Source organism: Glycocaulis alkaliphilus, from assembly GCF_004000605.1.
GTDB lineage: Bacteria > Pseudomonadota > Alphaproteobacteria > Caulobacterales > Maricaulaceae > Glycocaulis > Glycocaulis alkaliphilus.
In genome coordinates, this window is the sequence record NZ_CP018911.1 from 967,283 (window position 1) to 991,308 (window position 24,026).

The 24,026-nt window shown below is 64.0% G+C and carries 22 protein-coding genes; 13 read left to right on the plus strand and 9 right to left on the minus strand.

The genetic code is table 11. From position 1 onward, the window contains the following. Positions 1 to 69: 69 nt before the first annotated feature. A complete protein-coding gene (gene panD / locus X907_RS04685) occupies positions 70 to 435 on the plus strand; it encodes an aspartate 1-decarboxylase (protein WP_127565867.1) in 366 nt (121 codons plus the stop codon). Between the two features lie 76 nt (positions 436 to 511). Here the strand turns inward: panD and X907_RS04690 are convergent, their stop codons facing one another. After that, positions 512 to 1,180, minus strand: a complete 669-nt coding sequence (locus X907_RS04690) for a protein phosphatase CheZ (RefSeq protein ID WP_127565868.1) — start codon at positions 1,178 to 1,180, stop codon at positions 512 to 514. A gap of 49 nt (positions 1,181 to 1,229) precedes the next feature. After that, a complete protein-coding gene (locus X907_RS04695) occupies positions 1,230 to 1,616 on the minus strand; it encodes a response regulator (protein WP_127565869.1) in 387 nt (128 codons plus the stop codon). A gap of 161 nt (positions 1,617 to 1,777) precedes the next feature. Here X907_RS04695 and X907_RS04700 point away from each other — a divergent pair, with 161 nt between their 5' ends. The 5 genes from X907_RS04700 (at position 1,778) to X907_RS04720 (ending at position 7,420) form a co-directional block, all read left to right on the plus strand. Then, entirely contained in the window at positions 1,778 to 2,209 is a 432-nt protein-coding gene (locus X907_RS04700; RefSeq protein ID WP_233352527.1) for a MaoC family dehydratase, read from the plus strand. Next, positions 2,206 to 3,117, plus strand: coding sequence for a bifunctional riboflavin kinase/FAD synthetase (locus X907_RS04705; protein WP_127565871.1), 912 nt, complete (start codon positions 2,206 to 2,208; stop codon positions 3,115 to 3,117). Before X907_RS04700 ends, X907_RS04705 begins: the two co-directional genes overlap by 4 nt. 169 nt (positions 3,118 to 3,286) lie before the next feature. Next, positions 3,287 to 6,244: an isoleucine--tRNA ligase gene (ileS, locus tag X907_RS04710; protein WP_127565872.1), complete on the plus strand. Its 2,958-nt coding sequence runs from the start codon at positions 3,287 to 3,289 to the stop codon at positions 6,242 to 6,244. Further along, positions 6,241 to 6,786: a signal peptidase II gene (lspA, locus tag X907_RS04715; protein WP_127565873.1), complete on the plus strand. Its 546-nt coding sequence runs from the start codon at positions 6,241 to 6,243 to the stop codon at positions 6,784 to 6,786. The genes ileS and lspA overlap by 4 nt, the downstream gene beginning before the upstream one ends. Positions 6,787 to 6,880: 94 nt before the next feature. Next, a complete protein-coding gene (locus X907_RS04720) occupies positions 6,881 to 7,420 on the plus strand; it encodes a DUF3035 domain-containing protein (protein ID WP_127565874.1) in 540 nt (179 codons plus the stop codon). 217 nt (positions 7,421 to 7,637) lie between these two features. Here the strand turns inward: X907_RS04720 and X907_RS04725 are convergent, their stop codons facing one another. The 4 genes from X907_RS04725 to ubiA all read right to left on the minus strand — a co-directional run bounded on the left by X907_RS04725 (position 7,638) and on the right by ubiA (position 10,320). Continuing rightward, entirely contained in the window at positions 7,638 to 8,075 is a 438-nt protein-coding gene (locus X907_RS04725) for a MarR family winged helix-turn-helix transcriptional regulator (RefSeq protein ID WP_127565875.1), read from the minus strand. A gap of 38 nt (positions 8,076 to 8,113) precedes the next feature. Continuing rightward, complete coding sequence (locus X907_RS04730) at positions 8,114 to 8,761, minus strand: class I SAM-dependent methyltransferase (RefSeq protein WP_127565876.1); 648 nt, start codon at positions 8,759 to 8,761, stop codon at positions 8,114 to 8,116. A 40-nt stretch (positions 8,762 to 8,801) separates the two neighbouring features. Beyond that, positions 8,802 to 9,302: a peptide-methionine (R)-S-oxide reductase MsrB gene (gene msrB / locus X907_RS04735; RefSeq protein ID WP_127565877.1), complete on the minus strand. Its 501-nt coding sequence runs from the start codon at positions 9,300 to 9,302 to the stop codon at positions 8,802 to 8,804. Positions 9,303 to 9,369: 67 nt separating this feature from the next. Beyond that, entirely contained in the window at positions 9,370 to 10,320 is a 951-nt protein-coding gene (gene ubiA, locus X907_RS04740) for a 4-hydroxybenzoate octaprenyltransferase (RefSeq protein WP_127565878.1), read from the minus strand. An 83-nt stretch (positions 10,321 to 10,403) separates the two neighbouring features. Here ubiA and X907_RS04745 point away from each other — a divergent pair, with 83 nt between their 5' ends. Next, positions 10,404 to 11,171, plus strand: coding sequence for a 16S rRNA (uracil(1498)-N(3))-methyltransferase (locus tag X907_RS04745; RefSeq protein WP_127565879.1), 768 nt, complete (start codon positions 10,404 to 10,406; stop codon positions 11,169 to 11,171). Positions 11,172 to 11,268: 97 nt separating this feature from the next. Here the strand turns inward: X907_RS04745 and X907_RS04750 are convergent, their stop codons facing one another. Continuing rightward, positions 11,269 to 13,803: a tetratricopeptide repeat protein gene (locus X907_RS04750; RefSeq protein ID WP_170175457.1), complete on the minus strand. Its 2,535-nt coding sequence runs from the start codon at positions 13,801 to 13,803 to the stop codon at positions 11,269 to 11,271. 141 nt (positions 13,804 to 13,944) lie between these two features. Between X907_RS04750 and X907_RS04755 the strand changes: the two genes are divergently transcribed. Together X907_RS04755 and X907_RS04760 are read left to right on the plus strand one after the other, a co-directional pair. Beyond that, entirely contained in the window at positions 13,945 to 15,318 is a 1,374-nt protein-coding gene (locus X907_RS04755; protein ID WP_127565881.1) for a glutamate--cysteine ligase, read from the plus strand. Between the two features lie 14 nt (positions 15,319 to 15,332). After that, positions 15,333 to 15,641, plus strand: a complete 309-nt coding sequence (locus X907_RS04760) for an alkylphosphonate utilization protein (RefSeq protein WP_127565882.1) — start codon at positions 15,333 to 15,335, stop codon at positions 15,639 to 15,641. Positions 15,642 to 15,955: 314 nt separating this feature from the next. On the opposite strand, the gene X907_RS04765 is transcribed toward X907_RS04760, so the two are convergent. Beyond that, entirely contained in the window at positions 15,956 to 17,002 is a 1,047-nt protein-coding gene (locus tag X907_RS04765) for a 1,9-bis(guanidino)-5-aza-nonane synthase (protein WP_127565883.1), read from the minus strand. Beyond that, a complete protein-coding gene (locus X907_RS04770; RefSeq protein ID WP_127565884.1) occupies positions 17,003 to 18,253 on the minus strand; it encodes a type III PLP-dependent enzyme in 1,251 nt (416 codons plus the stop codon). Between the two features lie 215 nt (positions 18,254 to 18,468). On the opposite strand from X907_RS04770, the gene X907_RS04775 reads away from it, so the two are divergent. From X907_RS04775 to X907_RS04790, 4 genes are all read left to right on the plus strand, one after another. Beyond that, positions 18,469 to 19,269, plus strand: coding sequence for a phosphonate ABC transporter ATP-binding protein (locus X907_RS04775; protein WP_127565885.1), 801 nt, complete (start codon positions 18,469 to 18,471; stop codon positions 19,267 to 19,269). Next, positions 19,266 to 21,269, plus strand: coding sequence for a phosphonate ABC transporter, permease protein PhnE (phnE, locus tag X907_RS04780; protein WP_127565886.1), 2,004 nt, complete (start codon positions 19,266 to 19,268; stop codon positions 21,267 to 21,269). The genes X907_RS04775 and phnE overlap by 4 nt, the downstream gene beginning before the upstream one ends. Positions 21,270 to 21,396: 127 nt before the next feature. Beyond that, positions 21,397 to 22,539 carry a substrate-binding domain-containing protein gene (locus tag X907_RS04785; protein ID WP_127565887.1) on the plus strand — a complete coding sequence of 381 codons (1,143 nt, stop codon included), beginning with the start codon at positions 21,397 to 21,399 and terminating at the stop codon, positions 22,537 to 22,539. A gap of 105 nt (positions 22,540 to 22,644) precedes the next feature. Then, on the plus strand, positions 22,645 to 23,946 hold the full coding sequence (locus X907_RS04790) for a pentapeptide repeat-containing protein (RefSeq protein ID WP_127565888.1): 1,302 nt from the start codon (positions 22,645 to 22,647) through the stop codon (positions 23,944 to 23,946). Positions 23,947 to 24,026 lie beyond the last annotated feature (80 nt).

Here is a 24,026-nt window from a genome sequence, read left to right on the forward strand (position 1 = left end):
GGGCAGGTCTGTTACTGGGCGTCCTTTTGCATTATATGCGGTGCAACATCAGCCAGCAGGGAAAGCCCCATGCAGCTCACCATGATGAAGGCCAAGCTTCACCGCGCCAGCGTGACGCGCGCTGATTTGCACTATGAAGGTTCGATCTCGATCGATTCCGATCTGCTCGATGCGTCGGGCATTCTGCCAAACGAGCAGGTGGATGTGCTCAACATCAACACGGGTGCGCGCTTCACCACTTACGCGATCCCCGCGCCGCGCGGCTCGAAAACGTTCGGGATCAATGGCGCCGCTGCCCGTCTGGCCCAGGTCGGCGACCGCATCATTGTGGTTGCCTATGCGCAGATGGACGCAGAGATCGCGCGTCAGTTCGTTCCAAGCGTCGTGCTTCTCGATGAAGACAATCAGGTCGTGAGCGCCCCGAAGGCGGCTTAGTGACACGGCCCGTTCCACAATAAAAAATCCCGCCGGTTTGCGCCGGCGGGATTTTTTTTGTCGGTATCAGCGCCGACTAGTCGAACAGCGAGTCGATGGCGTCCTGATCGAGCGCGATCATCTCGTCCACCGCATCCTGTTTCACCTCGGGTCCGCCAATGGCCGGGCCATTGAGGTGCAGCTTCTTTTTGCGCTCGGCCTCGGCGATTTCATCCTCGTCGGCCTCCGCATCATGCACGCCCATGGTTGCGGCAAAGCGGGTGACCCGTTTTTCCACGTGGCGTAGCGATTCCACTACCTTGGAGACGCGCTGGCCGGAGAGATCCTGGAACGAGCAGGCCTCGATAATGCGCATCATCGCGTCATCGACCTGTGCCTTGTAGGCGTCAAGGTCGTCGGGCTTGGTCCCGAGCAGCTCTTCGGCCTCGTGCATGATGGCCTCGGTCGCCCGCTCGGTGTCGGTAACAACGGCTTCCAGCTCCGCGCCTGCGGTCGGGATGCGCTGTTCCTTGATGTCATTCGGGCGCAGTTTGGAAATCTCGCTGCGCGTCCGGGCGATATAGTCGGCGATATAGACAAACTCACTATGGATCGACTTGTCGAGCGATCCAAAGAAGAGCTGCATGGTGTCGGTCAGTTGCTGCGCAAGCGACAGCACTTCCATCACCTGACCGTCTTTCAGGTCCTTGGTCTTCAGATTGGCGAGCGACTCGCGCACGCGCGCGGCAACTTCAGCGGCGGGCATAGTATCCCTCCTTCGTAAAAAGCAGCAATGTTCCGGTCGTAAAAGCGGATCAGAAATCGCCGATGACGGCGACCATCTTCGCTTTCAGCGTGCCGGCATTGAACGGCTTGACGATATAATTGTTCACGCCGGCCTTTTTCGCCGCGATCACGTTTTCCGTCTTGGACTCAGCCGTCACCATGATGAACGGGACACTCTTGGTCGCGTCATCGGCCCGTACGCGCTGCAGCAGCTCGTAGCCGGTCATCGGTTCCATGTTCCAGTCGGAAATCACGAGACCGTATTTCTGCTTTTTCATCTTCTCGAAGGCTTCTGTGCCATCCGAGGCTTCATCGACGTTCTCAAACCCAATCTGGGTAAGAAGATTCCGTATAATACGGATCATCGTCTTGTAATCATCTACCACCAGAATCGGCATCGACATTTCGACAGCCATACCCACACCTCCATCCAGACCTTGTTTGTCATCCCTGTTTCCGGCAGGACAAGGCGGCTTTTCCCCGCTCTTTTCTCCTCCCGCTGTGGCAAAGCTAGACAAGTGCAGTCAAAATTCGGTTAAACACCCGGCAGAAACGCGCGGCAATGCGGATGGACCTTATGCAGGGCTTTGGAATCAACGAGTTGGAAGTCGGCCAGACGGCCTTTATCACGCGCCTGGTGGACGACGAGGCGGTGCGCCGCTTCGCCGAAGTGTCCGGCGACTTCAACCCTTTGCACCTTGATGAGGCATATGCGGCGCGCACGCCATTCCGCGGACGTATCGCCCACGGTGCGCTGATCGCCTCCTATATCTCGTGTGTGCTGGGCAATCATCTGCCCGGTCCCGGCGCGGTGTTCGCCGGCATGACGATGCGGTTTGAACGCCCGGTGCGCATTGGCGACACCGTGATCGCCCGTGCGACGGTAACCGCCATCGACATCAAGCAGCGACGCGTCATGCTCGATTGCACCTGCGAGGTCGAAGGCGAGCTGTGCATGAAGGCGGAAGCCGAAGTGATGGTCCGCAAGCGCCGGGCATCATCCGAATGAGCGGCGTTGCCGCTCTGGGAAATTTCGATGGCGTTCACGCGGGCCACCGAGCGGTGCTGGATCATGCGCGTGATCTCGCCGCCAGCATCGGCTCTGTGCCGGTAGCAGCTGTCTTCAGCCCGCATCCGCGCCGCCTGTTCCGGCCTGATGAACCGCCCTTCCGCCTGATGAGTGATGCGCAGCGTGAGCGCGCCCTGCTGGCGGCCGGGGCCCGCCGCGTCGACACGATCCGCTTTGACGCGGCACTGTCAGCGATGACGCCGGAGGCTTTCGTGCGCGATACGCTGGTGGGTCAGCTGGCGCTGGACGGGGTGGTGACCGGCGCTGATTTCTGCTTCGGCAAGGGCCGGGCGGGCAATGCGGAAACACTCAAGGCCCTCGGTGCGCAATACGGAATTGCCGTGGGCATCGCGTCGACACTGGTCGCCGAGCGCCTGAGCGACCGGGCGAAGTTCTCCTCCAGCGCGGTACGCAACGCCCTGCGTGAGGGCGATGTGGAGACGGCCGCAGAACTGCTGGGCCGCCCGTGGGCGATAGAAGGCGAGGTGGCTCATGGCGACAAGCGCGGGCGCACGCTGGGCTTTCCCACGGCCAATATCGCGCTTGGCGACTATCTGCGCCCGAAGGCGGGCGTCTATGCGGTGCAGGCGTCTCTGCCGGGCCGTACAGAGCCAGTGGGCGGTGTGGCCAATATCGGCAAGCGCCCGACCGTGGAGGGGACGGAAGAGCGCCTGGAGGTGTTCTTCTTCGACTTTCCCGGTGATCTTTATGGAAAAACGCTGGAGGTGGAGCTGATCGGCTTTATCCGCGAGGAGCGCCGCTTTGACGGGCTGGACGCGCTGAAAAACCAGATCGCGCTGGACAGCGATGAGGCGCGCGGCGTTCTGGACCGCCAGCGCGCGTCCTGATAGACCGGCAGCCATGAGCACACAGCGCTTTCACATCATCGCGCGTATCCCGCGAATTACCGGCCCGGCCCGCGCCTGATCCCGTTTTCCAACGGGCCGCGCGTCAGCCGGGATTTGTCCAAGCCACGATGATCTGAAACGACCGATACCAGAAACGGGATACGCCGCCATGAGCGACGCCACTGCCACCGACACCCGCGACTACAAAGACACGCTTTTCCTGCCTGCGACCGATTTTCCGATGCGCGCAGGCCTGCCCCAGAGCGAGCCGAAATGGCTGGAGCGCTGGGAGGCGGCAAAGCTTTACGAACAGATGCGCGAGACGGCCAAAGGCCGGGACCGCTTCGTGCTGCATGACGGCCCGCCTTATGCCAACGGGCACATCCACCTTGGCACCGGTATGAACAAGATCCTGAAGGATTTCGTGGTGCGCACACGGCGTATGGCCGGGTTCGATGCGCCTTACCGTCCGGGCTGGGACTGCCACGGCCTGCCCATCGAATGGAAGGTGGAGCAGAATTATCGCGCCAAGGGCAAGAAGAAGGACGATGTCCCGGTTGCCGAATTCCGCAAGGCTTGCCGCGACTATGCCGCCGAGTGGATTGACGTGCAGCGCGCCGAGTTCAAGCGTCTGGGCGTGGCCGGCGAGTGGAACGATCCCTACACCACCATGGCGTTCGATGCCGAAGCATCCATCGTCAGCGAGTTCCTGAAATTCGTCGACAAGGGCCTCGTCTATCGCGGTTCCTCGCCTGTGATGTGGTCGCCGGTGGAGCAGACGGCTCTGGCCGAAGCCGAGGTCGAGTATCACGACAAGGTTTCCACCACGATCTGGGTGAAATTCCCGGTGCGCGGCGTGAAAATGGATGGCTCAGGTATCCCCCACGCCATGGCGGGCGCCAGCGTGGTCATCTGGACGACGACCCCTTGGACGATCCCGGCCAACCGGGCGATCTGCTACTCGAAGAAAATTGCCTACGGCCTTTATGAGGTCGAAGGCGCGGATACCGGCTCTGACTTCCTCCCCTGGGCGCGCCCGGGCGACAAGCTGATCGTGGCCGATGCGCTCTGGGAAGACGTGGCGAAAGCCGGCTTCATCGTGAAGGCCAAGCGCCTGGGCGATGCCGATGTGGAAGGGCTGATCTGTTCGCACCCGTTTGCCAAGACCGACAAGTACTGGGACTATCGCGTGCCGCTGCTTGATGGCGATCATGTCACCGACGAGCAGGGTACGGGCTTTGTCCACACCGCGCCCGGTCACGGCGCGGAAGACTATGTGGCCTGGATGGCCAACAAGGTCTGGCACGATCCCAAGGAGCCGATCCCGCACACTGTCGGCCCTGACGGAGCCTATCTGCCCCACATCCCGCTCTTTGCGGGAATGGAAATCGTGCGCACGGACGGCAAGAAGGCAGGCCAGGACGGCCCGGCCAACAAGGCTGTGGTCGATACGCTGATCGAGGCGGGCAATCTTCTGGCGCGCGGGCGGCTGGAGCACTCCTACCCGCACTCATGGCGCTCGAAGGCGCCGGTCATCTTCCGCAACACCAATCAATGGTTCATCGCCATCGACAAGGATATGGGCGATGGCGCCACCCTGCGCCAGCGCGCGCTGGAAGCCATCGACGCCACTGAATGGACGCCAAAAACCGCGCGCAACCGCATCCATGCGATGGTGTCGGACAGGCCCGACTGGCTGATCTCGCGCCAGCGCGCCTGGGGCGTGCCGCTGACCATCTTCGTCAACAAGGCGACAGGCGACATCCTCAATGATGAGGCCGTCAATGCCCGCATCGTGAAGGCGGTGGAATCGGCCGGCGCGGATGCGTGGTTCGACACCGATCCGCAGGTCTTCCTCGGCGATGCGTATAGCGCGTCCGAGTACGAGCAGGTCACCGACATTCTCGATGTCTGGTTCGATTCCGGTTCCACCCACGCCTTTGCACTGCGCGAAGGCGAATGGCCGGCGGACGTGTATCTGGAAGGCTCAGACCAGCATCGCGGCTGGTTCCAGTCCAGCCTTCTTGAAAGCTGCGGCACGCGCGGCCGCGCGCCCTACAAGGCGGTCGTGACCCACGGCTTCATCGTCGACGAGAAGGGCATGAAGATGTCCAAATCGCTCGGCAATGTGCTCGCGCCGAACGCTGTCGCGGAGAAGTATGGCGCGGACATTCTGCGCCTGTGGGCGGCCAGCGCGGACTATTCGGGCGATCTACGCATCGGTGAGGCCATCCTGCAATCGGCGGTCGATGCCTATCGCAAGCTGCGCAATACGCTCAAATACCTGCTGGGCGCGCTCGACGGGTTCTCGGACGATGAGCGCGTGGCGCCCGCAGAGATGCCCGCGCTGGAGCGCTTCATGCTGCATCGCATGGCGGAGCTGGATGAAACCGTGCGCGCAGCCTATGCCGCCTATGACTTCAAGCGGGCCTGGTCGGCGCTGTTCAATTTCTGCGTCAATGACCTTTCGGCCTTCTATCTCGATATCCGCAAGGACAGCCTCTACTGCGACCGGCCGGACGCGATCCGCCGCCGCGCGGCGCGCACGGTGATGGCCGAATTGCTGGACCGTCTCGCACTCTGGATGGCGCCCCTGCTACCCTTCACGATGGAGGAGGTCTGGGCCTCCCGCTATGGCGAGGATGCGCCTTCCGTCCACCTTCAGACCTTCAAGGACACGCCAGCGGAATGGCGCGATGAAGTCCGTGCAGAAAACTGGCGCACGATCCGCCGTCTGCGCCGGGGCGTCACGGCCGCGCTGGAAATCATGCGCCGGGACAAGGTGATCGGCTCCAGCCTTGAGGCTGCGCCGGAGGTCTATGTCACCGATCCGGCCTATCGTGCCGCGCTGGACGCTGAAGCGCCCGGCGGCGTGGACGATTTCCTCGCCGAGCTTTGCATCACCTCTCAGGCCACGCTCAAAGACGGCGAGGGGCCTGCAGACGCTTTCCGCACGGAAGACGCGCCGGGCGTAGCCGTGGTGTTCAAACCGGCTCAAGGGAGCAAATGCGCCCGCTCCTGGCGGATCACGACCGATGTCGGCTCCGATACGCGCTACCCGGACCTCTCGGCGCGTGATGCGGACGCCGTGGCCTGGTATGACGCCCGCAAGGGCAATGCCGCATGAGCGCGCTCGCCCGCTATATCCCGTCCACCCGGCTCGCCGCCATCGGGGCGGGCCTGGCCGTACTGGTGATCGTGCTCGATCAGGCCTCCAAACTCTGGGTGCTGCACGGGCTTGGCTTCATGGAGGGCGGTCCGGGCACGCGGATCGAGGTGCTCGATCCGTGGTTCAACCTCACCATGGTGTGGAACAGAGGCGTCAGCTTTGGCCTGTTCGCGGCGGAAAGCCTGTGGACGCGGCTTCTGCTTATCGGGTTCTCGCTGGCTATTGCTGGCGTGATCGCCTTCTGGCTGACTCGTGCCGAGCGCAAGCTGCAGGCGCTGGCCTTCGGCCTGATCATTGGCGGGGCGGTTGGAAACGTGATTGACCGCATCGCCTATGGCGCCGTGGCAGACTTTCTGGACTTCTCCGGCCTGTGGTTTCCCTACGTGTTCAACGTGGCCGATGCCGCCATCTCGGTGGGCGTGGCCGGGCTGGTGCTGGACGTGATCGTGAACGGCAGTGAGCGCAAGGGCGCGGACGCGCCGGGCAAAGTGTCAGATTAAACTCTCCTCATTCCTGCCGCTAAGGGTGGCGTTCCCCGCCAAGCCTCTGTTAGAAGTAAACAAGAGTTTTTCAGTTTCAGGAGCGTCTTCACCCATGCGCATCCAAAATATCCTTGCTGTGGCTGCGATGGCCCTTGTCGGCGCCAGCGCATGCACATCGGGCGTGCGTCAGGCACTGGGCTCGGAACGCACCGCGCCGGACGAGTTCCGCGTCGTCACCATTGCGCCGCTGACCGTGCCGCCGGAATACTCGCTGCGCCCGCCTGCGCCCGGCCAGCTTCGCCCTGAAGACATCTTCCCGGACCAGCAGGCGCGCCGCGCCCTGTTTGGCGATTTCTCCTCGGAGAATGCCAGCCGTGGCGAGATCCTTCTCGCTGCCCGCGCTGGTGGTGCAGACGCCAACCCCAATGTACGCGCGCTTATTGATGGCGAGACGGCAGCCGTCGTCCGCAAGAATGAAAGCTTCGCGGACCGTCTGATCTTCTGGCGCTCCGGGACGGTGACACCCGCTGCTGACGGCGCCACGCCGATCGATGTCGATGAGGAACGCCGCCGCATTCAGGAAATTACCGGCGGAGGCGATGTGACCATCGTGCGTCCGCGCCGGTCAGGCCGGAAGCTGCCGGGGCTTTAGGGCTCACGTCTTCCAGCTAGTGAATTGAAAACCCCGGATGGCAACGTCCGGGGTTTTTTTATTGCCTCTTGCCGGTGTCCTCCCCCGTTTACGGGGGAGGTGTCAGCGCAGCTGACGGAGGGGGGATCTTTTTCCTTAACCCCCCCTCGGCCCTTCGGGCGTTCGAAGCTTCGCTTCTCACCCCGCCCGTAAACGGGGGGAGAAACCATGCAGCAACCTACCCCGCCTCGTCCGTATTCAGGCGGCTGAGAAGATCGTGCAGCCGGTCGGTGTCCTCTTCGCCCAGGCGTTCGGCCAGTTCCGCATTGATCTCACGCAAGGTCTGATCCGCCTTGATGGCCAGCTCGCGCCCTGCTTCGGTCAGGGTGACGATGGCACCCCTCTTATCGCTGCTGTCCTGGCTGCGCGTGACGAGACCGGCAGCCTCCATGCGGGCAACAAGGCCAGTGACGGCCGGTGCGCCCAGCGCCAGCGTCTCGGAAATCGCGCCCATGCGCCGTTCGCCGCGCCGCATGAGCAGGAACAGGACGGCAGACTGCGCCGCCGTTACCCCAGCCTCCCCGCGCAGACGGGCGTCCGCCTGCCGGTGCAGCCGCCGGGCGGTGATTTCCAGCAAGAGATATAGCCGCCGGTCGACGGCGCGCGCGCGTGCCATACTGTCTGATGGCTTGATTCAAGGCCTTTTGAAAAGAACTACCCGGTAAACCGCCATACCCGGGCGAGGCGCACATCGCGGTCTTCGAGATCCCGGCTGACCGGCGTGTCATAGCGCGCCAGCGGCTCCAGCTTCTCCTTTGGCAGGAAATGACGGCCCGGATCGCCTATCAGCACCACGCAGCCGCGCCGGTGCAGGCCTTCCAGCCAGCTGGCTATACGCTGTGCGCCGGGGCCTTCGTAGAACACGTCCCCGGCCAGCACGACATCCCAGCCCTTGTCGACGCCGACAAGATCAGTTTTCTCCGCCTGAATCGTCACGCCGTTCAGCGCGGCGTTGGCCAGAATCGCCTCTACCGCAAACGCGTCAATCTCGCTGGCTTCCACGCGTGCGGCACCGGCCCTGGCGGCGCCAATGCCCGCAATGCCGCAGCCGCTGGCAAAGTCCAGCACGTGCCTGCCGGCTACAAGGGCAGGATTGTCCATCAGATAGCGCGCCAGCGCCTGCCCGCCCGCCCAGGCGAACGCCCAGAAAGGCGGCGGCAGGCCGGCCTCGCCCAAGGCGTCCTCGGTCTGCTGCCAGATGGCTATTGTCTCGTCGGCCAGATGAAAGCGCAGTTCCGGCGTCAGCGGCGCGGACGCGATGCGTGTGTGGGCGGCGATGAAGGATTGCGGATCGGCGATCATGCCTGCCGTCTACCCTCGCGCGGTGCCCTGCGCCAGCGGGCTACGCGTCTCCGGCAGGAATGAAGCGCAGCGCAATGCCGTTATTGCACCAGCGCTGGCCGGTTGGCTGTGGCCCGTCCTCGAATACATGGCCCTGATGCCCGCCGCAGCGCGCGCAGTGATACTCGGTGCGCGGCGTCCAGATGCGGTAGTCCGGCTTTGTGTTTACCGCCCCGTCCAGCGGTTGCCAGAAGCTCGGCCAGCCGGTACCGGACTCATATTTGGTCTCTGACGAGAAGAGGGGCAGGCCGCACCCGGCACAGGCATAGATGCCCTCGCGGGTCTCATCATTGAGCGGGGAGGAGCCGGGCCGCTCTGTGCCTTCGCGGCGCAGCACGTTGAATTCGGCAGGTGTCAGGCGTTCGCGCCACTGCGCTTCGCTCAGATTGGCCCAGTCAATGCCGTCCTCGCTGGCCGGTGGCGTGCTGGCAGAGCCAGTGTTGGACGGTCCGCAGGCGGCCAGCGATATGCCGGAGAGAAGAGCAAGGCGGCGCGTCAGCATGGCAGGCTCCCTTGGGTCACACTCCCAGATGTAGGGTGAGCTGGCGGTCCGGCCAGCTGCACCCCGATCACATCGGCGCGAGTGCGCCCAGCAATAGCGCGGCCAGCAGAATAAGGCCGGCCTCCCGGTTGGACTTGAAATGGGCAAGGCAGGCCGCTCCGTCATCGGGGCGGAAGCGCGAGGCCTGCCAGACCAGATGCACCGCATAGGCGGCAAAGACCGGCGCAAATATCAGCCCGGCACCGGCCTTGATGGCTGCCAGAGCGGTCAGCACCAGCGATGTGCCATAGATGGCGCCGACAGCGGGGCCGATGGCATGGCCCAGCGCGCGGGCGGAGGATTTGACGCCTACCAGCGCGTCATCCTCCATGTCCTGGCAGGCATAGATCGTGTCATAGCCCAGCGTCCACAGCGCGGCGGCGGCATAGAGCAGGCTGGCCGCTATCCAGTCTGCCCCGCCCAGCGCCGCATAGCCCACAAGCACGCCCCAGTTGAAGGTGAGGCCCAGCCAGACCTGCGGCCACCAGGTGATGCGCTTCATGAACGGATAGGCGGCCACCAGCAGCAAGGCCGCCAGAGCTATGGCGATTGCAGTGAGCGGCAGGAACAGGAGCACCAGAGCGCCCACCGCACATTGCGCGGCGAGGAAGATGAGCGCCTGTTTGACGGTGATGGTGCCTGCGGCCAGCGGGCGGTCTGCCGTGCGCGCCACCTTGGCGTCGAGATCGCGGTCGGCGATGTCGTTCCAGGTGCAGCCCGCCCCGCGCATCGCAATCGCGCCGATGGCAAAGAGGGCCGCATACCCGGCCATGGACCAGCTTGCGCCCGTGTCCATGGTTGCCAGCGCCAGCCCCCAGAAGCACGGTATGGCCAGCAGCCAGAAGCCTATTGGCCGGTCATAGCGGGCAAGGCGCAAGTATGGCCGCCAGCCTTCTGGCGCGCGGTCCACAAACGTGCGCGGGATGGAATCGGCTACGCGGCGGTCGCGTGCCTTGCTGTGGGGGCTTTTTGCATTCATGCCCGACTAGTTATCGCGCCGGATGCCCGCCGCATAGCCCTTGACGCTTGGCGTATGGCCGCACCGGCGCTAGAGGGGAGGGCATGGTCACCACACCCCGCCTTTTTGTCGATGCGCCGCTGAGCGAAGGTGCTGAGCTGATCCTGCCGCGCGAGCAGGCGCATTATCTCGTCAATGTCATGCGCCGCGAGGCGGGAGCGCCGGTGCGTGTCTTCAATGGGCGTGACGGCGAATGGCAGACAAAAGTCGCCGAAGCTTCGCGCAAGGGTGCGTCCCTGCAGGTGGAAACCCGCCTACGCGAGCAGACCGGCGTGCCGCCTTTGCGCCTGTGTTTTGCGCCGGTGAAGAAGGCGCGTACCGATTTCATCGTCGAGAAAGCGACGGAGCTGGGCGCGGCGTGCATCCAGCCCGTCATCACACGGCGCACCCAGTCCGAGCGGGTGCGGACCGACCGTCTGCTCGCTCTTGCCACCGAAGCGGCTGAGCAGACCGAGCGGCTGTGCCTGCCGGAAATGTCAGAGCCGGTTTCGCTGGAGCGCCTGCTGGCCTGCTGGCCGGACGGTGAGCGCCTGATCTTCTGCGATGAGGCAGGGGACGGGGAGGGGGCCTGGGGCGGCTCGCAGGGCCGAGCGCGGCCCTTGGCGGACATGCTGCAGGGCGAGACGGACCCGTCAGGCCCGTGGACCATCCTTATCGGCCCCGAAGGCGGGTTTGATGATGCGGAGAGGACGCATTTGCGTTCGCTGCCCTTCGTGCGCGCTGTCACGCTCGGCCCGCGCATCTTGCGGGCCGACACGGCTGCGGTGGCCGCGCTCACGCTATGGCAGGCCGCGCTGGGAGATTGGCGCTGACGCCTTTCGTGAATTCTTTGCCCAAAGCCCTCGTCCTTTCGGACGCAGTGGCGCTCGAAGGACGAGGGAAAAGCTCGGCATTTCCGGTTCCGGGGTTTCAGTGATCCAGCTGAGCGTTGGTCCACAGCGCTTCGAGATGCGCCTTGAAGAAGGCGTCCTTGCGGGCAAACTCGATACCATCGACGCCATCATCCGCCGCCGTTCCGGCGCGCAGGACAATGCCTTCGATCAGCCCGCCTGAAGCCTGCCGGAAGAGCTCCAGCCCCTCTTGCGGTTCGCCGAGATGATCGATCAATGTCCGCGCCAGAAAGGCGCGTCCGCTGGCCAGCGCCGGATTGTCGTTTGACAGGCGCCCCTCGCGCAAGGCCAGCCCCTCGCGATAGGCTGCGGCGGCCTGTCTGTACTGGCCGAGGCGTTCATTGAGATAGCCCCAGCTATTGAGCATGATGCCCAGATGAATGTCAGATCGGCCGGGGGCCTGGCGCATATCCTCGATAGCATCGCGCATGAAGGGTTCGGCACCGCGATAGTCATGCTGGAGCAGCGCGACATGCCCGCGATTATAGTCGGCAATAGCGCGACGATGTGTGCCGCGCGGCCAGACATCAGCGAGGAGGGCATGGCTCCGGCTTGCCGCCTCGCGCGCTTCGTCCTCCCGGCCAAGGAGATTGAGTATGGTTGCCAGCTCCAGCCAGGCCGCACCCACATCACTGCCTGTGGTGACACCGTAGGCCGCGTGCGTTTCCAGAACCCGGCGCACGACCGGCTCTGCCTCGGCGGCCTGTCCCTGCATGCGCAGGGTGGCGGCGATGTTCAGCAGCGGAAATACAGTGGAGCGCCCCTGCGGCCCGTCCTGCGCGATGCGCATGGCAAGAGATTCCCGGTAATGACCCAGCGCCTCGCTCAGGCGCCCCTGACTGCGCAGGATACGCCCTGACAGCTCGTGCCAGTCACGCCTCTGGTCAGGCCGCCCGGCGGGGATAACCGCCTCCGCGGATGCCAGCAGGGCCTCTGCGCCGGCAAGATCGCCTGCTTCCAGCATCAGCTCGGCGCGCTGGTAGAGGATGGTAAACAGCCCGGCTGCTTCGTTCGGCCCTGCGGCCTCGTAGATGGCTTGCGCAGCTGCTAGCGAGCCCAGGGCCGCGTCATTCATCGACAGGCGCCGCTGGACAACTGCCAGCGTGTAGAGCCCGCGCGCGTAGGAGGGCGTGTCTGACCCATACACTTCGCCCCGGAGGTCCATATTGCGCCGGGCAACAGCCAGCGCCTCGTCCCGGTCGCCGTTGAACACGAGGTGGATGGCATAGGCATCCAGCAGGCTCGCCCGGATGTGCTCTCCTCTATCCGTCTGCTCCAGCACTTCAAGCCCGCGCACAAACACCGGCCCGGCCTCGGTGGGGCGGTATTGCTCGTGAATGGAGAGAGCCAGATTCTCATACCCCCGGGCGATCTCGGTGGCGGGATTGTCCGCGCGGGCTTCGAGCGCCTCCAGCCGCTCGCGCGCATTGGCTTCTGCCTCGGCAAAGCGGGCAAGGCGAAACAGCGCCGTCCATACGCGCTCAGACGCTGCCGCCGTCCGCAGCCCCGGCTCGCCATCGTGTACGCGCACCATCCGGTAATGCTGTTCCAGAAGCGGCAGGGCGGCGGCATAGCCCGATACGTCCTGCACGCCCGTCGCATGGTTGAGCAGGTAGGTGGCGAGGAATTCCGGCGGCGTTTGCGGGTCTGCCGCCGCCGCCTCATAGGCACGGGTGTTCAGGTCCGCCGCTACGCCGGTCAGTCCCGCGACGCGTGCGTGGTTGGCGATTTCGGAGAGTATCCGCGCGCGGTGGCGGTCATTGCGGGTATGCGCCTCGACCAGATCAGCCATGCGGCCAAGGCCATCGGTATCTTCCTGTGCGGCCAGCTGACTGGCCAGCGTGCCCGCAAGTGTGACGATGGTCAGATCACCGGCTTCGCGCGTGGACAGCGCAATGCGCAGCGCCTCGCGGCGGGCATCAACAGCCTGTGCGTCATGGCCGTCTGCCAGCACATCTTCGCCAAGTCCCTCCAGTACAACGCCCACATAGGCGTGGTCCGGCCCAAAGACCTGCGTGTACGCGGCGAGCGCGTTGCGACGCCGCTCGCTGGCCTCGTAATACTGCCCGCCGGCATGCAGGGCGTTGGCGAACTGGTTGAGCGTACTGGCCCGCCATTCGAGCGTATCGTCCCCTTGCGGTCCTTGCTCCACCGCACGGCGGAAATACGCGATAGCCAGGTCAGGCTCGCCGGATTCCGCACTGACCATCCCGGCATAGGCAACATATTGCGCGTAGGTCTCTGGCGCCGTGTCCGCCACCTCGTGCAGGGCAAAGCCCCGTTCAAGCCATTCCAGCGCCCTGGCGCGATCCTCCAGCTGATGGGCGAGGATGCCGAGCGAAAAGGCCGTTGCCGCACGCTCCGCCGGATCGGTTTCGGGAATTTGCGCGAACACCCTTTCAAACAGGGTGTAAGCACGTTGCGTCTCACCCGCCTCGTAGGCGGCCATGGCCGGTGCGCGCAGCTCGGCATAAGCGTCGCTTCCGGCATCCTGACCGGACGCGCTGCCAATGCCTGCCGCCAGCAGAACCCCAACTGAAAGCCAGCTGCGCATACCCGCCTCCCACGATTTGGCGTACTCTAGCGCAGCTATCTGCCCGGCCATCTGACAAATATAGACAGGCCGCGCCCTTGCCCGCTGGCGTCCGTCCGCATAAGTGACGGGGACCTTGAAGGTTGGGAGGCCCGGACACGGATGAGCGGTACGTACACGCCCGGCGGCGAAGGCCCCCCCATTGAAAGCAAGGACCAGCTCATCGCCCACCTCGCCTCGGGCGAGAAACCGCGCGAAAGCTGGCGCATCGGTACCGAGCACGAGAAGTTCGGTTTCACGCTCGATGGTCACCGCCCGCTCCCCTATGAGGGTGACGGGCCGACGGTCCGCAAGATGCTCGAAGGCCTTACCCGCTTTGGCTGGGAAGTGATCGAGGAAGACGGCAAGCCGGTGGCGCTCAAACGCAAGGGCGCATCTGTCACGCTGGAGCCGGGCGGGCAGTTCGAGCTATCGGGTGCGCCGCTGGAAACGCTGCACCAGACCTGTGCCGAGGTGAACGGGCATTTGCGTGAAGTGCGCGAAGTGGCCGACGAGATTGGCGCCGGGTTCTTAGGGTTAGGCTTCTCGCCGAAATGGTCTCTGGAAGAGACCCCGATGATGCCGAAAGACCGCTACAACATCATGAAGGCCTACATGCCCAAAGTGGGCGGGCTGGGCCACCAGATGATGTTCCGCTCCTGTACGGTGCAGACCAATCTCGATTTCGCCTCAGAGGCCGATATGCGCGCGAAATTCCGCGCCTCCATGGCCCTGCAGCCCATCGCCACCGCGCTCTTTGCCAACTCCCCCTTCGCCGATGGCCGCCCGAACGGATTTGTCTCCTATCGCGCCCATGTCTGGACCGATGTGGACCCGGACCGTACCGGCATCCTCCAGTTCGTGTTCGATGAAGGCTTTTCCTACGAGCACTACGCGGACTGGGCGCTCGATGCGCCGATGTATTTCGTCAAGCGTGAGGGCCGTTTCCTTGATGCGTCGGGGCAGAGCTTCCGCGATTTCCTCAAAGGCAAGCTGCCTGCCCTGCCGGGCGAGCTTCCCGTCATGGGCGACTGGGAGGATCATCTCTCCACGCTCTTTCCTGAGGTGCGCCTGAAGACCTTCCTGGAACAGCGCGGCGCCGATGGCGGGCCGTGGAATAATCTGTGTGCGCTGCCCGCGCTGTGGGTGGGGCTGCTTTATGATGACACAGCGCTCGCCGCAGCGCTGGACCTGGTGAAGGACTGGACGGCGGAGGAGCGCGTCGCGCTGCGTCTGGGGGCTGCCCATTGCGGGCTGAAAACGCCCTTCCGCAGCGGCACGATGCAGGACCTCGCCAAGGAGGTGCTGGCCATCGCCCGTTCAGGCCTGAAAGCGCGCGCCCGCCTCAACCATCATGGCGAGCACGAGGCGGTCTTCCTCGATGATCTCGATGAGATCGCGGCGAGCGGCATCACCCCCGCCGAGCGCCTGCTGGCGCTCTATGACGGGCCGTGGAACGGCTCTGTGGAGCCGATCTTCAAGCAGGCGGCTTACTAGACAAGGAGCACCCCATGGCCAGTGACGGCGAAGACTATGTCTATGACGAGGCCACCGGCGAGTGGCTGAGCCCTGAAGAGGCCGCTGCAAAAGCGCCAGCGTCCGGCTCTGTCGAAGTGCGCGATTCGGTCGGCAACCTGCTGGCCGATGGTGACAGCGTAACCCTCATCAAGGATCTGACCGTCAAGGGCGCGGGCCAGACGCTGAAGCGTGGCACGGTGATCAAGACCATCCGCCTGACCGGCGATCCGCAGGAAATCGATTGCCGCCATCCCGGCATCAAGGGCCTGGTGCTGCGCGCGGAGTTCGTGAAGAAGGTCTAGCGTGATCTGTCTTCCAAAAAGGGGGCACGGTCCTTAGTGACGTCGTACGTCGGGGTTTGATCCCCCGCCCTTCGAGACGGCCTTCGGCCTCCTCAGGATGAGGGATCAAACGCTGCGGCCCTCATCCTGAGGGCGAGCGCAGCGAGCGTCTCGAAGGATGAGGGCCGCAAAACAAAAACCCCGGATGTTGCCATCCGGGGTTTTCGTAAAACCAGCTGAAATCCCGGAAGCCCGAAGGGCTGTCCGGGACCTCGTGCAGGATAAAGCGGCGAAAGGCCCCGGGTCTCGCTCATGCTCGCCCGGGGTTTCAGCTCCTAATCCTCAAACATATCCGCAAAGCGCCGGCGCGGACGGTTTTTCCACGCGCCGCGATGGAAGACGTCAGAGACGATGACCGGGGCCACGGTGGTGGCTTCGGCAAACACCATCTGCTCCAGCGTGACATCGACCTTGCCCCAGCTGCACGCCTCTTTCAGCGTGGAGGAGGAGCAGGCGCCGTCGCGCACATCGGCAACCGTGATCTGCACGGCGTATTCGTGCATCGGCACTTCGTGGCCGAGGATTTCGGCGCAGACAACAGTATCCTGCGCGAAGTTCTTCGGCACACCGCCGCCGACCATGAACAGGCCGGTTTTGCCAGCCTTGATCTTGATGTCGGTCAGCTCGCGGAAATCGGCTACGGCATCAATCGAGAGGTAGGGCTTCTTCGCCTTCATGCGCTCGACCTGGTGTTTCACGAGGCCAAAGCCCGCCGAGCAGTCGGCAAAGGCAGGCACGAAGATCGGCACGCCGTGACGATAGCATTCCTCGATGAGGGAGCCTTCCTTCTTGGCGTTGCCATCGGCGAGCCATTTGCCCATCGCCTTGATGAAGGCGCGGGACGAAATCGGCTTGGCGTCGAGGCTGTCAGCAATGTCACCGATCGTGTGGTCGGTGGTCTGCAGCTCTTCCTCGTCGATATAGGTGTCGTAGATCCGGTCGATATAGAGATCGCGCAAGACCCGGTCGTCCGGGATTTCGCGTGCCTGATAGTGCTTGAAGCCCAGAGCCTCGAAGAAATCCATGTCCACGATGGATGCGCCGGTGGCAACGATGGCATCGACCATGTTGTTGCGCACCATGTCGCGCCACACGTGCATGCAGCCGCCTGCGCTCGTCGAACCGGCGAGGGTGAGGATCACCGAGCAATCCGGATCGGCCACTGCCGCTTGCAGGATGCGCGCAGCGCGCGCAGCGTCGCGGCTGGAGAAGCTCATCTTCTCCCACGCATCAATGATCACGCGGCCATCAAAGCTCGCAATATCGATATGCTCGACCGGGCTGGCCAGCAGCTCGGCCTTACGATTGGTTTGTTCAGTCATTTACCGTCTCTTGATCAGGCGTTGCCGGCGGCGTCGCAGCCGGGTGAAGGGGACGACCGAGCCTTCGCTCTGCGGCTCGCTTTGGGGCGAGGCCAGCACGGGCTGATCGTACAGCGAAAGCCAAGGGTAGTCGGAAACCGTGACAGTCTCCACATCCCCGAAGCCATTAAAGCGCGTGGCCATTGCGGTGCCATAGGCACCCAGCATGCCAAACTCGATGACATCGCCTTCCTTAAGGTCGGCGGGCAGCTCGTACGGGCCGGGCATGGAATCGATGGAATCGCACGTAGGGCCATACAGCTTGAACGGCGCCGTCTGCGGGCTCAGCTCGCCATTGGCACGATGCACCCGCATCGGATAGCTCCAGCGCGCATGCACGATGTCGAACAGGCAGCCATAGGAGCCGTCATTCATGTAGACGGCATCGCCCTTGATCAGCTCCACGCGCGTCAGCACGGACACCGCCTCGGCGACGAGCGCGCGGCCCGGCTCGCACCACAGATCGGCGTTCTCCAGGACCATCATGTCCTCGAAGGCGTGCTCGATCGCTTTGACATAGTCTTCCAGCGGCGGCGGGGTAAGGCCGGGATAGATGGACGGAAAACCACCACCCACATCCACAATGTCCACCGTGACACCAGCGCGCGCGATCAGGCGCGAGGCTTCCATCATGGCCGCGCGGTAGGCGCTGGGCGCCATGCACTGGCTGCCGACATGGAAGCTGACGCCCAGCTCGTGCGCATGGGCACGGGCGAGCCGGATCAGATCGGGCGCTTCGGCTTCGGTCGCGCCGAACTTGCCCGCCAGCGGCAGCGTTGCGCCGTCATTGGACACGGCAAGGCGCACCACCAGTGTCAGGTCGCGGGCATAGCCGGTCTCCTGCAGGATTTTCTGCAGCTCGGCTTCGCAATCGAGGACGAAGATCTTCACGCCATGGTCGTGATAGGCAGACGCAATGGCCCGCCGGCTCTTCACCGGGTGCATGAACGCCATTGTGGCGCCGGGACACCGGCTGGCAATCAGCTCAACCTCCGGCAGGGAGGCAACGTCGAACCAGCGATGACCCGCCGCGTACAGCGTATCAATCACCCATGGCGAAGGGTTCGCCTTCACGGCGTAGAGAACTTCACCCGGAAAATGTTCCTGGAACCAGCGGGACGCTACGGCCAGACGGTCAGGCCGCGCGCACGCGACCGGGCCATCGACGGGCCGAAGGCGGACCAGGTCCAGGGGCGTATGGTGCTCGGACAACTCACGAGACCCCCTGTTAGCAGTTAACCCAATCCGGCATCGTCACCTCCGCCGGGACTGCGCATTTAGGGCCTCGCTGCCGCGCTGTAAAGAGAAATTGCACAGCGGCACAACGACATGCGGCAACCGGTGCCGGAAAGGGTGGCACACACAGTTTCGTATGGCATAACACGAACGCGCCAACGGCCCAAAAGTGCCGGGTGGAGGGGATAAAAATGACAGCGAAGAGTCTCGCCTTGTCAGTTGACCAGGTTACGAAGACCTACGGCACGGCGGTCGCCCTTTCCGGCGCCAGCCTGACCGTGGAGCCGGGCGAGATGGTGGCGCTGATCGGCGCTTCGGGTTCCGGCAAGTCCACCTTGCTGCGCCTGGCATCCGGTCTGGTGCTGGCCGATTCCGGTTCGGGTGCCATCCGGCTGTTTGGCGAGAAGGTGCAGGAAAACGGCAAGCTGTCGGCGCGTGTGCGCAGGGCGCGGGCCAAGGTCGGCTTCATCTTCCAGCAGTTCAATCTGGTCACACGCGCCAGCCTCTATGCGAACGCGATGCTGGGCTCGCTCGGGCAGATTGCGCCCTGGCGCGGCATAACCGGCTCATTCCCCGATGATGTGCGCAAGCGCGCCATGGAAGCGCTGGAACGCGTGGGCGTCGCTGGCCATGCCGGCAAGCGCGCGGCGAATCTGTCTGGCGGCCAGCAGCAGCGCGGCGCGATTGCGCGCGCTCTGGTGCAGCGTGCCGAGGCGATTTTCGCCGACGAGCCCATTGCCTCGCTCGACCCTGTGTCCGCGCGCCGCGTGATGCGTCTTCTGGCGGAGCTGAACGAGCAGGACGGGCTGACCGTCGTGGTGACGCTCCACCAGGTCGACTATGCGCTGAAATACTGCCGCCGTGCCGTGGCGCTAAAAGCTGGCGAGATCATCTATGACGGCCCCATCTCCGGGCTCACCCGTGAACGCCTGATCGAGATTTATGGCGATGAGTACCGCGATGTGATGGACGAGGAGCCTGTGCGCGCATGATGAGCTTCGTCCGCATTCTGGCCGCCCTCGCGCTTGTTTGTGCCAGCGGTACTGCCCTCGCGCAGGAGCGTGAGCGTATCGTCTTCTCCGTTATCTCCACCGAACAGACCGAGGCCGTGGAGGCCCTGTGGCAGCCCTTCGTGGAAGACATGGAAGAGACAACCGGGCTCGATATCGAGCTGGTCTCGGCCATCGACTATGCCGGCGTCATCGAGGCGATGCGCTTTGGCCAGGTAGATGTGGGCTGGTTCTCCAATCTCTCCGGCCTGCAGGCGATCCGGCTGGCCGATGCCGAGGTGTTCGCCAAGACGCTCTATCCGGGCGGGCAGGAGGGGTATCGCTCCGTCATCCTCGTGCGCGAGGACAGCCCCATCCGCACGCTGGAAGACCTGCTGGTCTGCGACGGCTCCATGTCCTTCGCCCTGGGGGATCCCAACTCCACATCCGGCACGCTGGTGCCGCTGGCTTACATATTCGCGCCGCGCGGGATCGATCCGCAGTCCTGCTTTGCACAGGTGACCAACGCCAACCACGAACAGACCGCGCTCGCCGTCGTGAACGGGTTCGTGGATGCAGGCACGAACAATACCACCAATCTTGACCGGCTGGCCCAGACCCGGCCTGAAGCGCTGGCGGGCCTGCGCATTCTGTGGTCGTCCCCGCTGATCCAGACCGACCCCATCGTCTGGCGGCGTGATCTGTCCGAAGACGTCAAATCGGAGCTGCTGTCCTTTTTCCTGACCTATGGGTTTCGCGGCGATGCAGCACAGCGCGAATATGAGCAGGGTGTTCTCGACAATCTGTTCCTGGGCGGCTTCCTGCCAGCGACCGATGAGCATCTCCTGCCCATCCGCCGTCTGGAGCTGATGCGCGATCTGGCAGAAACACAGGCCAGCGAAGCACTGGAAGAGGGCGAGCGCACGGCGCGCCTGGAGCAGGTCGAGCTCGCCATGCGCGAGCTGGCCGTTGAAGAGCGCCGGGTTGCCGTGCGTGATCTTGCCGACGATCTCATCGCTGCACGCTCACGCATGGATGCCGAACCGGATGCCGCCAGCGCCGACATCAATTCCCTGGTTTCCGCCTTTCTGGCCGCCCAGCCCCGTATCGAGGTGGAGCGCCGGATACGCCGGGTGACGGCTGGTGAGCTGACGCGTGGCCTGATTGGTCTGGGGTCCGGGCTGGCGCTGTTTGCGGTCCTGATGATCCGCTCGCGCCCGCCACGTTTCGGCCCGTCCCGCCTGATGAGCGACCGTCTGATCGATGCAGCCATCTGGTCGGGCCTGTTTGGCCTGCTGATCTGGAGCTTCTGGCCAGCGGAGATGTTCAAGCTTCCGCTTCTGGGGTCCAATGCTCCGCGCATGGGCGAGTACATAGCCGGCTTCTTCCAGCTCGATCTGGACGGCTGGGAAACCTATGCCCGCCAGACCCTCATCACCGTGCAGATCGCGCTGTGGGGTACGGTTGTGGCCGTAATTGCCGCCATTCCGTTCGGCCTGCTGGCTTCACGCAATATCGCGCCGGTCTGGATCGTGCAGCCGGTACGCCGCCTGATGGACGCCTTCCGCGCCATCAATGAGCTGGTGGTGGCCGCAATCTTCGTGGCAGCCGTCGGCCTTGGCCCGTTTGCCGGGGTGATGGCGCTGGCGCTGCACACGACCGGCGTGCTGGCCAAGCTGTTCTCCGAGGCCGTCGAAGCCATTGATGACGGCCCTGTGGAGGGTGTGCGGGCAACCGGCGCCGGGCCCATGAACGAGGTGGTTTGGGGCGTGATCCCGCAGGTCATTCCGCTCTGGGCCTCCTATGCGCTCTACCGTTTTGAGTCCAACACCCGCGCCGCAACCATTCTCGGTCTGATCGGGGCAGGCGGTATCGGTCAGGTGCTGATCCAGAACATCCGCTCGTTCGAGTACGGCAAGACGGCGACCATCCTCCTGATCATCATCGCAGCCGTGACGGCGGTGGACCTGATCTCGCAGATGCTGCGCCGCCGGCTGGTCTAAAGGGAACACGAAGAGCGGCCTTGCAGATGACGCAGACGTGACACGATGTGCCGGCAAGATGTCACACAGCTGACATCTTGCCGTGCGAAGTGCGGTTCAGGTTTGTTCAACCCCGAAGGGTCAAAACATGAAATTTGCTGTTCTGTCTTGTGTCTCCGCCATCGCCATATCGCTGGCCATGGGGGCGCAAAGCGCCGAAGCGCAATCACGCGATTCGATCCGCATTGTCGGCTCGTCCACCGTGTTTCCGTTCACCACGGCGACCTCGGAAAACTTCGGCTCCACCTCCGGATTTCGTACGCCGGTCGTCGAATCGACTGGTACGGGCGGCGGCATGAATTTGTTCTGCGCTGGCGTAGGCCTGCGCCACCCGGACATCACAGGCGCCTCGCGCCGTATGCTGCCCGGTGAGTTCGAGCTTTGCCGGCGCAATGGCGTGACGGCTATCACCGAAGTGCCGATTGGTTATGACGGTATCGTGGTCACCCGCGCATCCGGTACGCCGTCTGTCGATTTCCAGCGCCGCGATCTGTTCCTCGCGCTCGCCTTCACGATCCCCATGCCCGTAGACGACGCGGGTGAGGCGGTGTTCAGCACCAGCGGTCAGATACTCGCGGGCCGCGACTTCAACGATGTCGCCGGGTATTCGTGCGAAGCCTTCATTCCCAATCCGCACCGGCGCTGGTCGGATGTGTCCAATGATCTGCCGTCTGACCGGATCGAAGTGATCGGCCCGCCCCCGACCTCCGGCACGCGTGACAGCTGGATCGAACTTGGCATCCAGCCTGGCGCCCGCCAGATCGAGTGCCTCGACGCGCTGCGCGCCAGCGACCGTGCGCGTTTTGACGAGGTTTCCAGCCGTCTTCGCGAAGACGGGCCCTGGATTGATGGCGGTGAGAACGACAATGTGATCGTCCAGACGATCGCCAATTCCGCTACCGCTTTTGGTGTGTTCGGCTATTCCTATCTTGAACAGAATGCCGACCGTCTGACAGCGGCCACGATCGAGGGCGTCGAGCCGGAATATGATGACATCTCCGAAGGCGTTTATCCGATTGCCCGCTCCATGTTTGTCTATGTGAAGAACCAGCATGTCGCGGCCGTTCCGGGTATCGCCGAATGGGTCGAGGAACTCACCAGCGAAGATGCTTTCGGGCCGTTCGGCTATCTGGCTGATCGCGGCCTGGTCGCACTGCCGGAGGCAGAACGCGACAGGGTTCGCGAGCATGCGCGCGCGCTCACGCCGCTGACCGGCATTGAGGCGCACTAGCATCCGAGTGTTATCAACGCGCCGTTAAGCCCGCCGGGGCTATCCTGATACGCAAAGCCGGGCCCTTTCGGGGTCCGGCAAGGCGGCAAGGGCTCGACGCGCGCAATGATTGGACGCCCCGTAACCTATCACCGGCTCTCGCAGGACGAGGTCGACAATATCTGCCTGCGTCACGCCAACCTTTTGCAGGGGCGGATGAATGGCGCACGCGCGAGTTTCGCCTACAAGGTGATTGAGGGGCTGGACCTGTCTGGCCGCAATCTCACCGACGCCGATTTTTCCGGCGCTGTAATGGCCGGGGCCAATCTGGCGGGAACCAATTTCTCCAGCGCAAACCTGTTTGCTGCGGATCTGCGCCGGGCCAATCTGGCCGGGGCCACCTTGCGCCGTGCGGACATGCGCGGCGCAATTCTGCGCGGCGCCAACCTCACCGGAGCCGATCTCAGCCAGGCCGATCTGCGCGAAGGGGCCATCGCCCAGGTGGATCGCGAAAAAGGCCTTGCCATCATCACCCATGAACAGCGCCCCAATGAGGCGGTGGAAGCCAATTTCAGCGGCGCCAACCTCACCAACTCGAAGATGACCGGCGCCATCGCGCAGCGTGCAGACTTCTCCGACGCCGTGCTGATTGGCGCCCGGATGCAGCGGGCAAATTTGCGCGGTTCGCGCTTTCCCGGCGCCAATCTGGAAGGCGCAGACCTGTCCGGTGCGGACCTCACCGAAGCGGATCTGTCGCACACCGTGCTTATCGGGACGAAGCTCGATGCGGCGCACACGCGCGGCATGTGTACCGATGGCGCCCTGACGGACGCGCCCACCGGGCCCGAACTGGCTGCCGATGCCGATGAGACGGCAAAAGCCCTCGAAGCGCATGCCTTGTGGTGTGAGACCGGCGGCAAGCAGGGCGCGCCATCCACGTTTGATGGCGCGGACATGCGCGGCCTCAAGACCCTTTCAGGGCGCAATCTGACGGCGTTGCAGGCACGCGGCGCAACACTTTACGGGCTTGATCTGGGCGGCGCACAGCTGCAGGGCGCGCGCCTCGAAAAGGCTGATCTGCGCATGGCGTCCCTGCGTGGTGCAGACCTTCGCGGCGCTGACCTGACCGGCGCGCGGCTGAACAATGCTGATCTGCGCGGCGCCAAGATCGGCGCGCTGCTTCTGCCCAATGACCGCAAGCTGGCGGCAAGCCTTGCCGCCGCCGTTCTGCGCTATGCCGATCTCGAAGGGGCGGACATGCGCGACATCAGCGCGACTGGCGCTGATTTTTCCTATGCCAACCTGAAAGATTGCGACGTACGCCGCGCTCGCTTTACGGGTTCATGCTTTACAGGGACAGCTCTGCCGGCTGATTTCCTTGAGCACGCTGACGACATTGCTGGCGCGGTTGATCTCAACGCCGCGTGAGGCGGCTACGCCACTGAAAGCGGCATAAAAGCTCCCCTTGGGGCGCTCTCCGCCTCTCCAGCCGACGGCCCGGACACCCA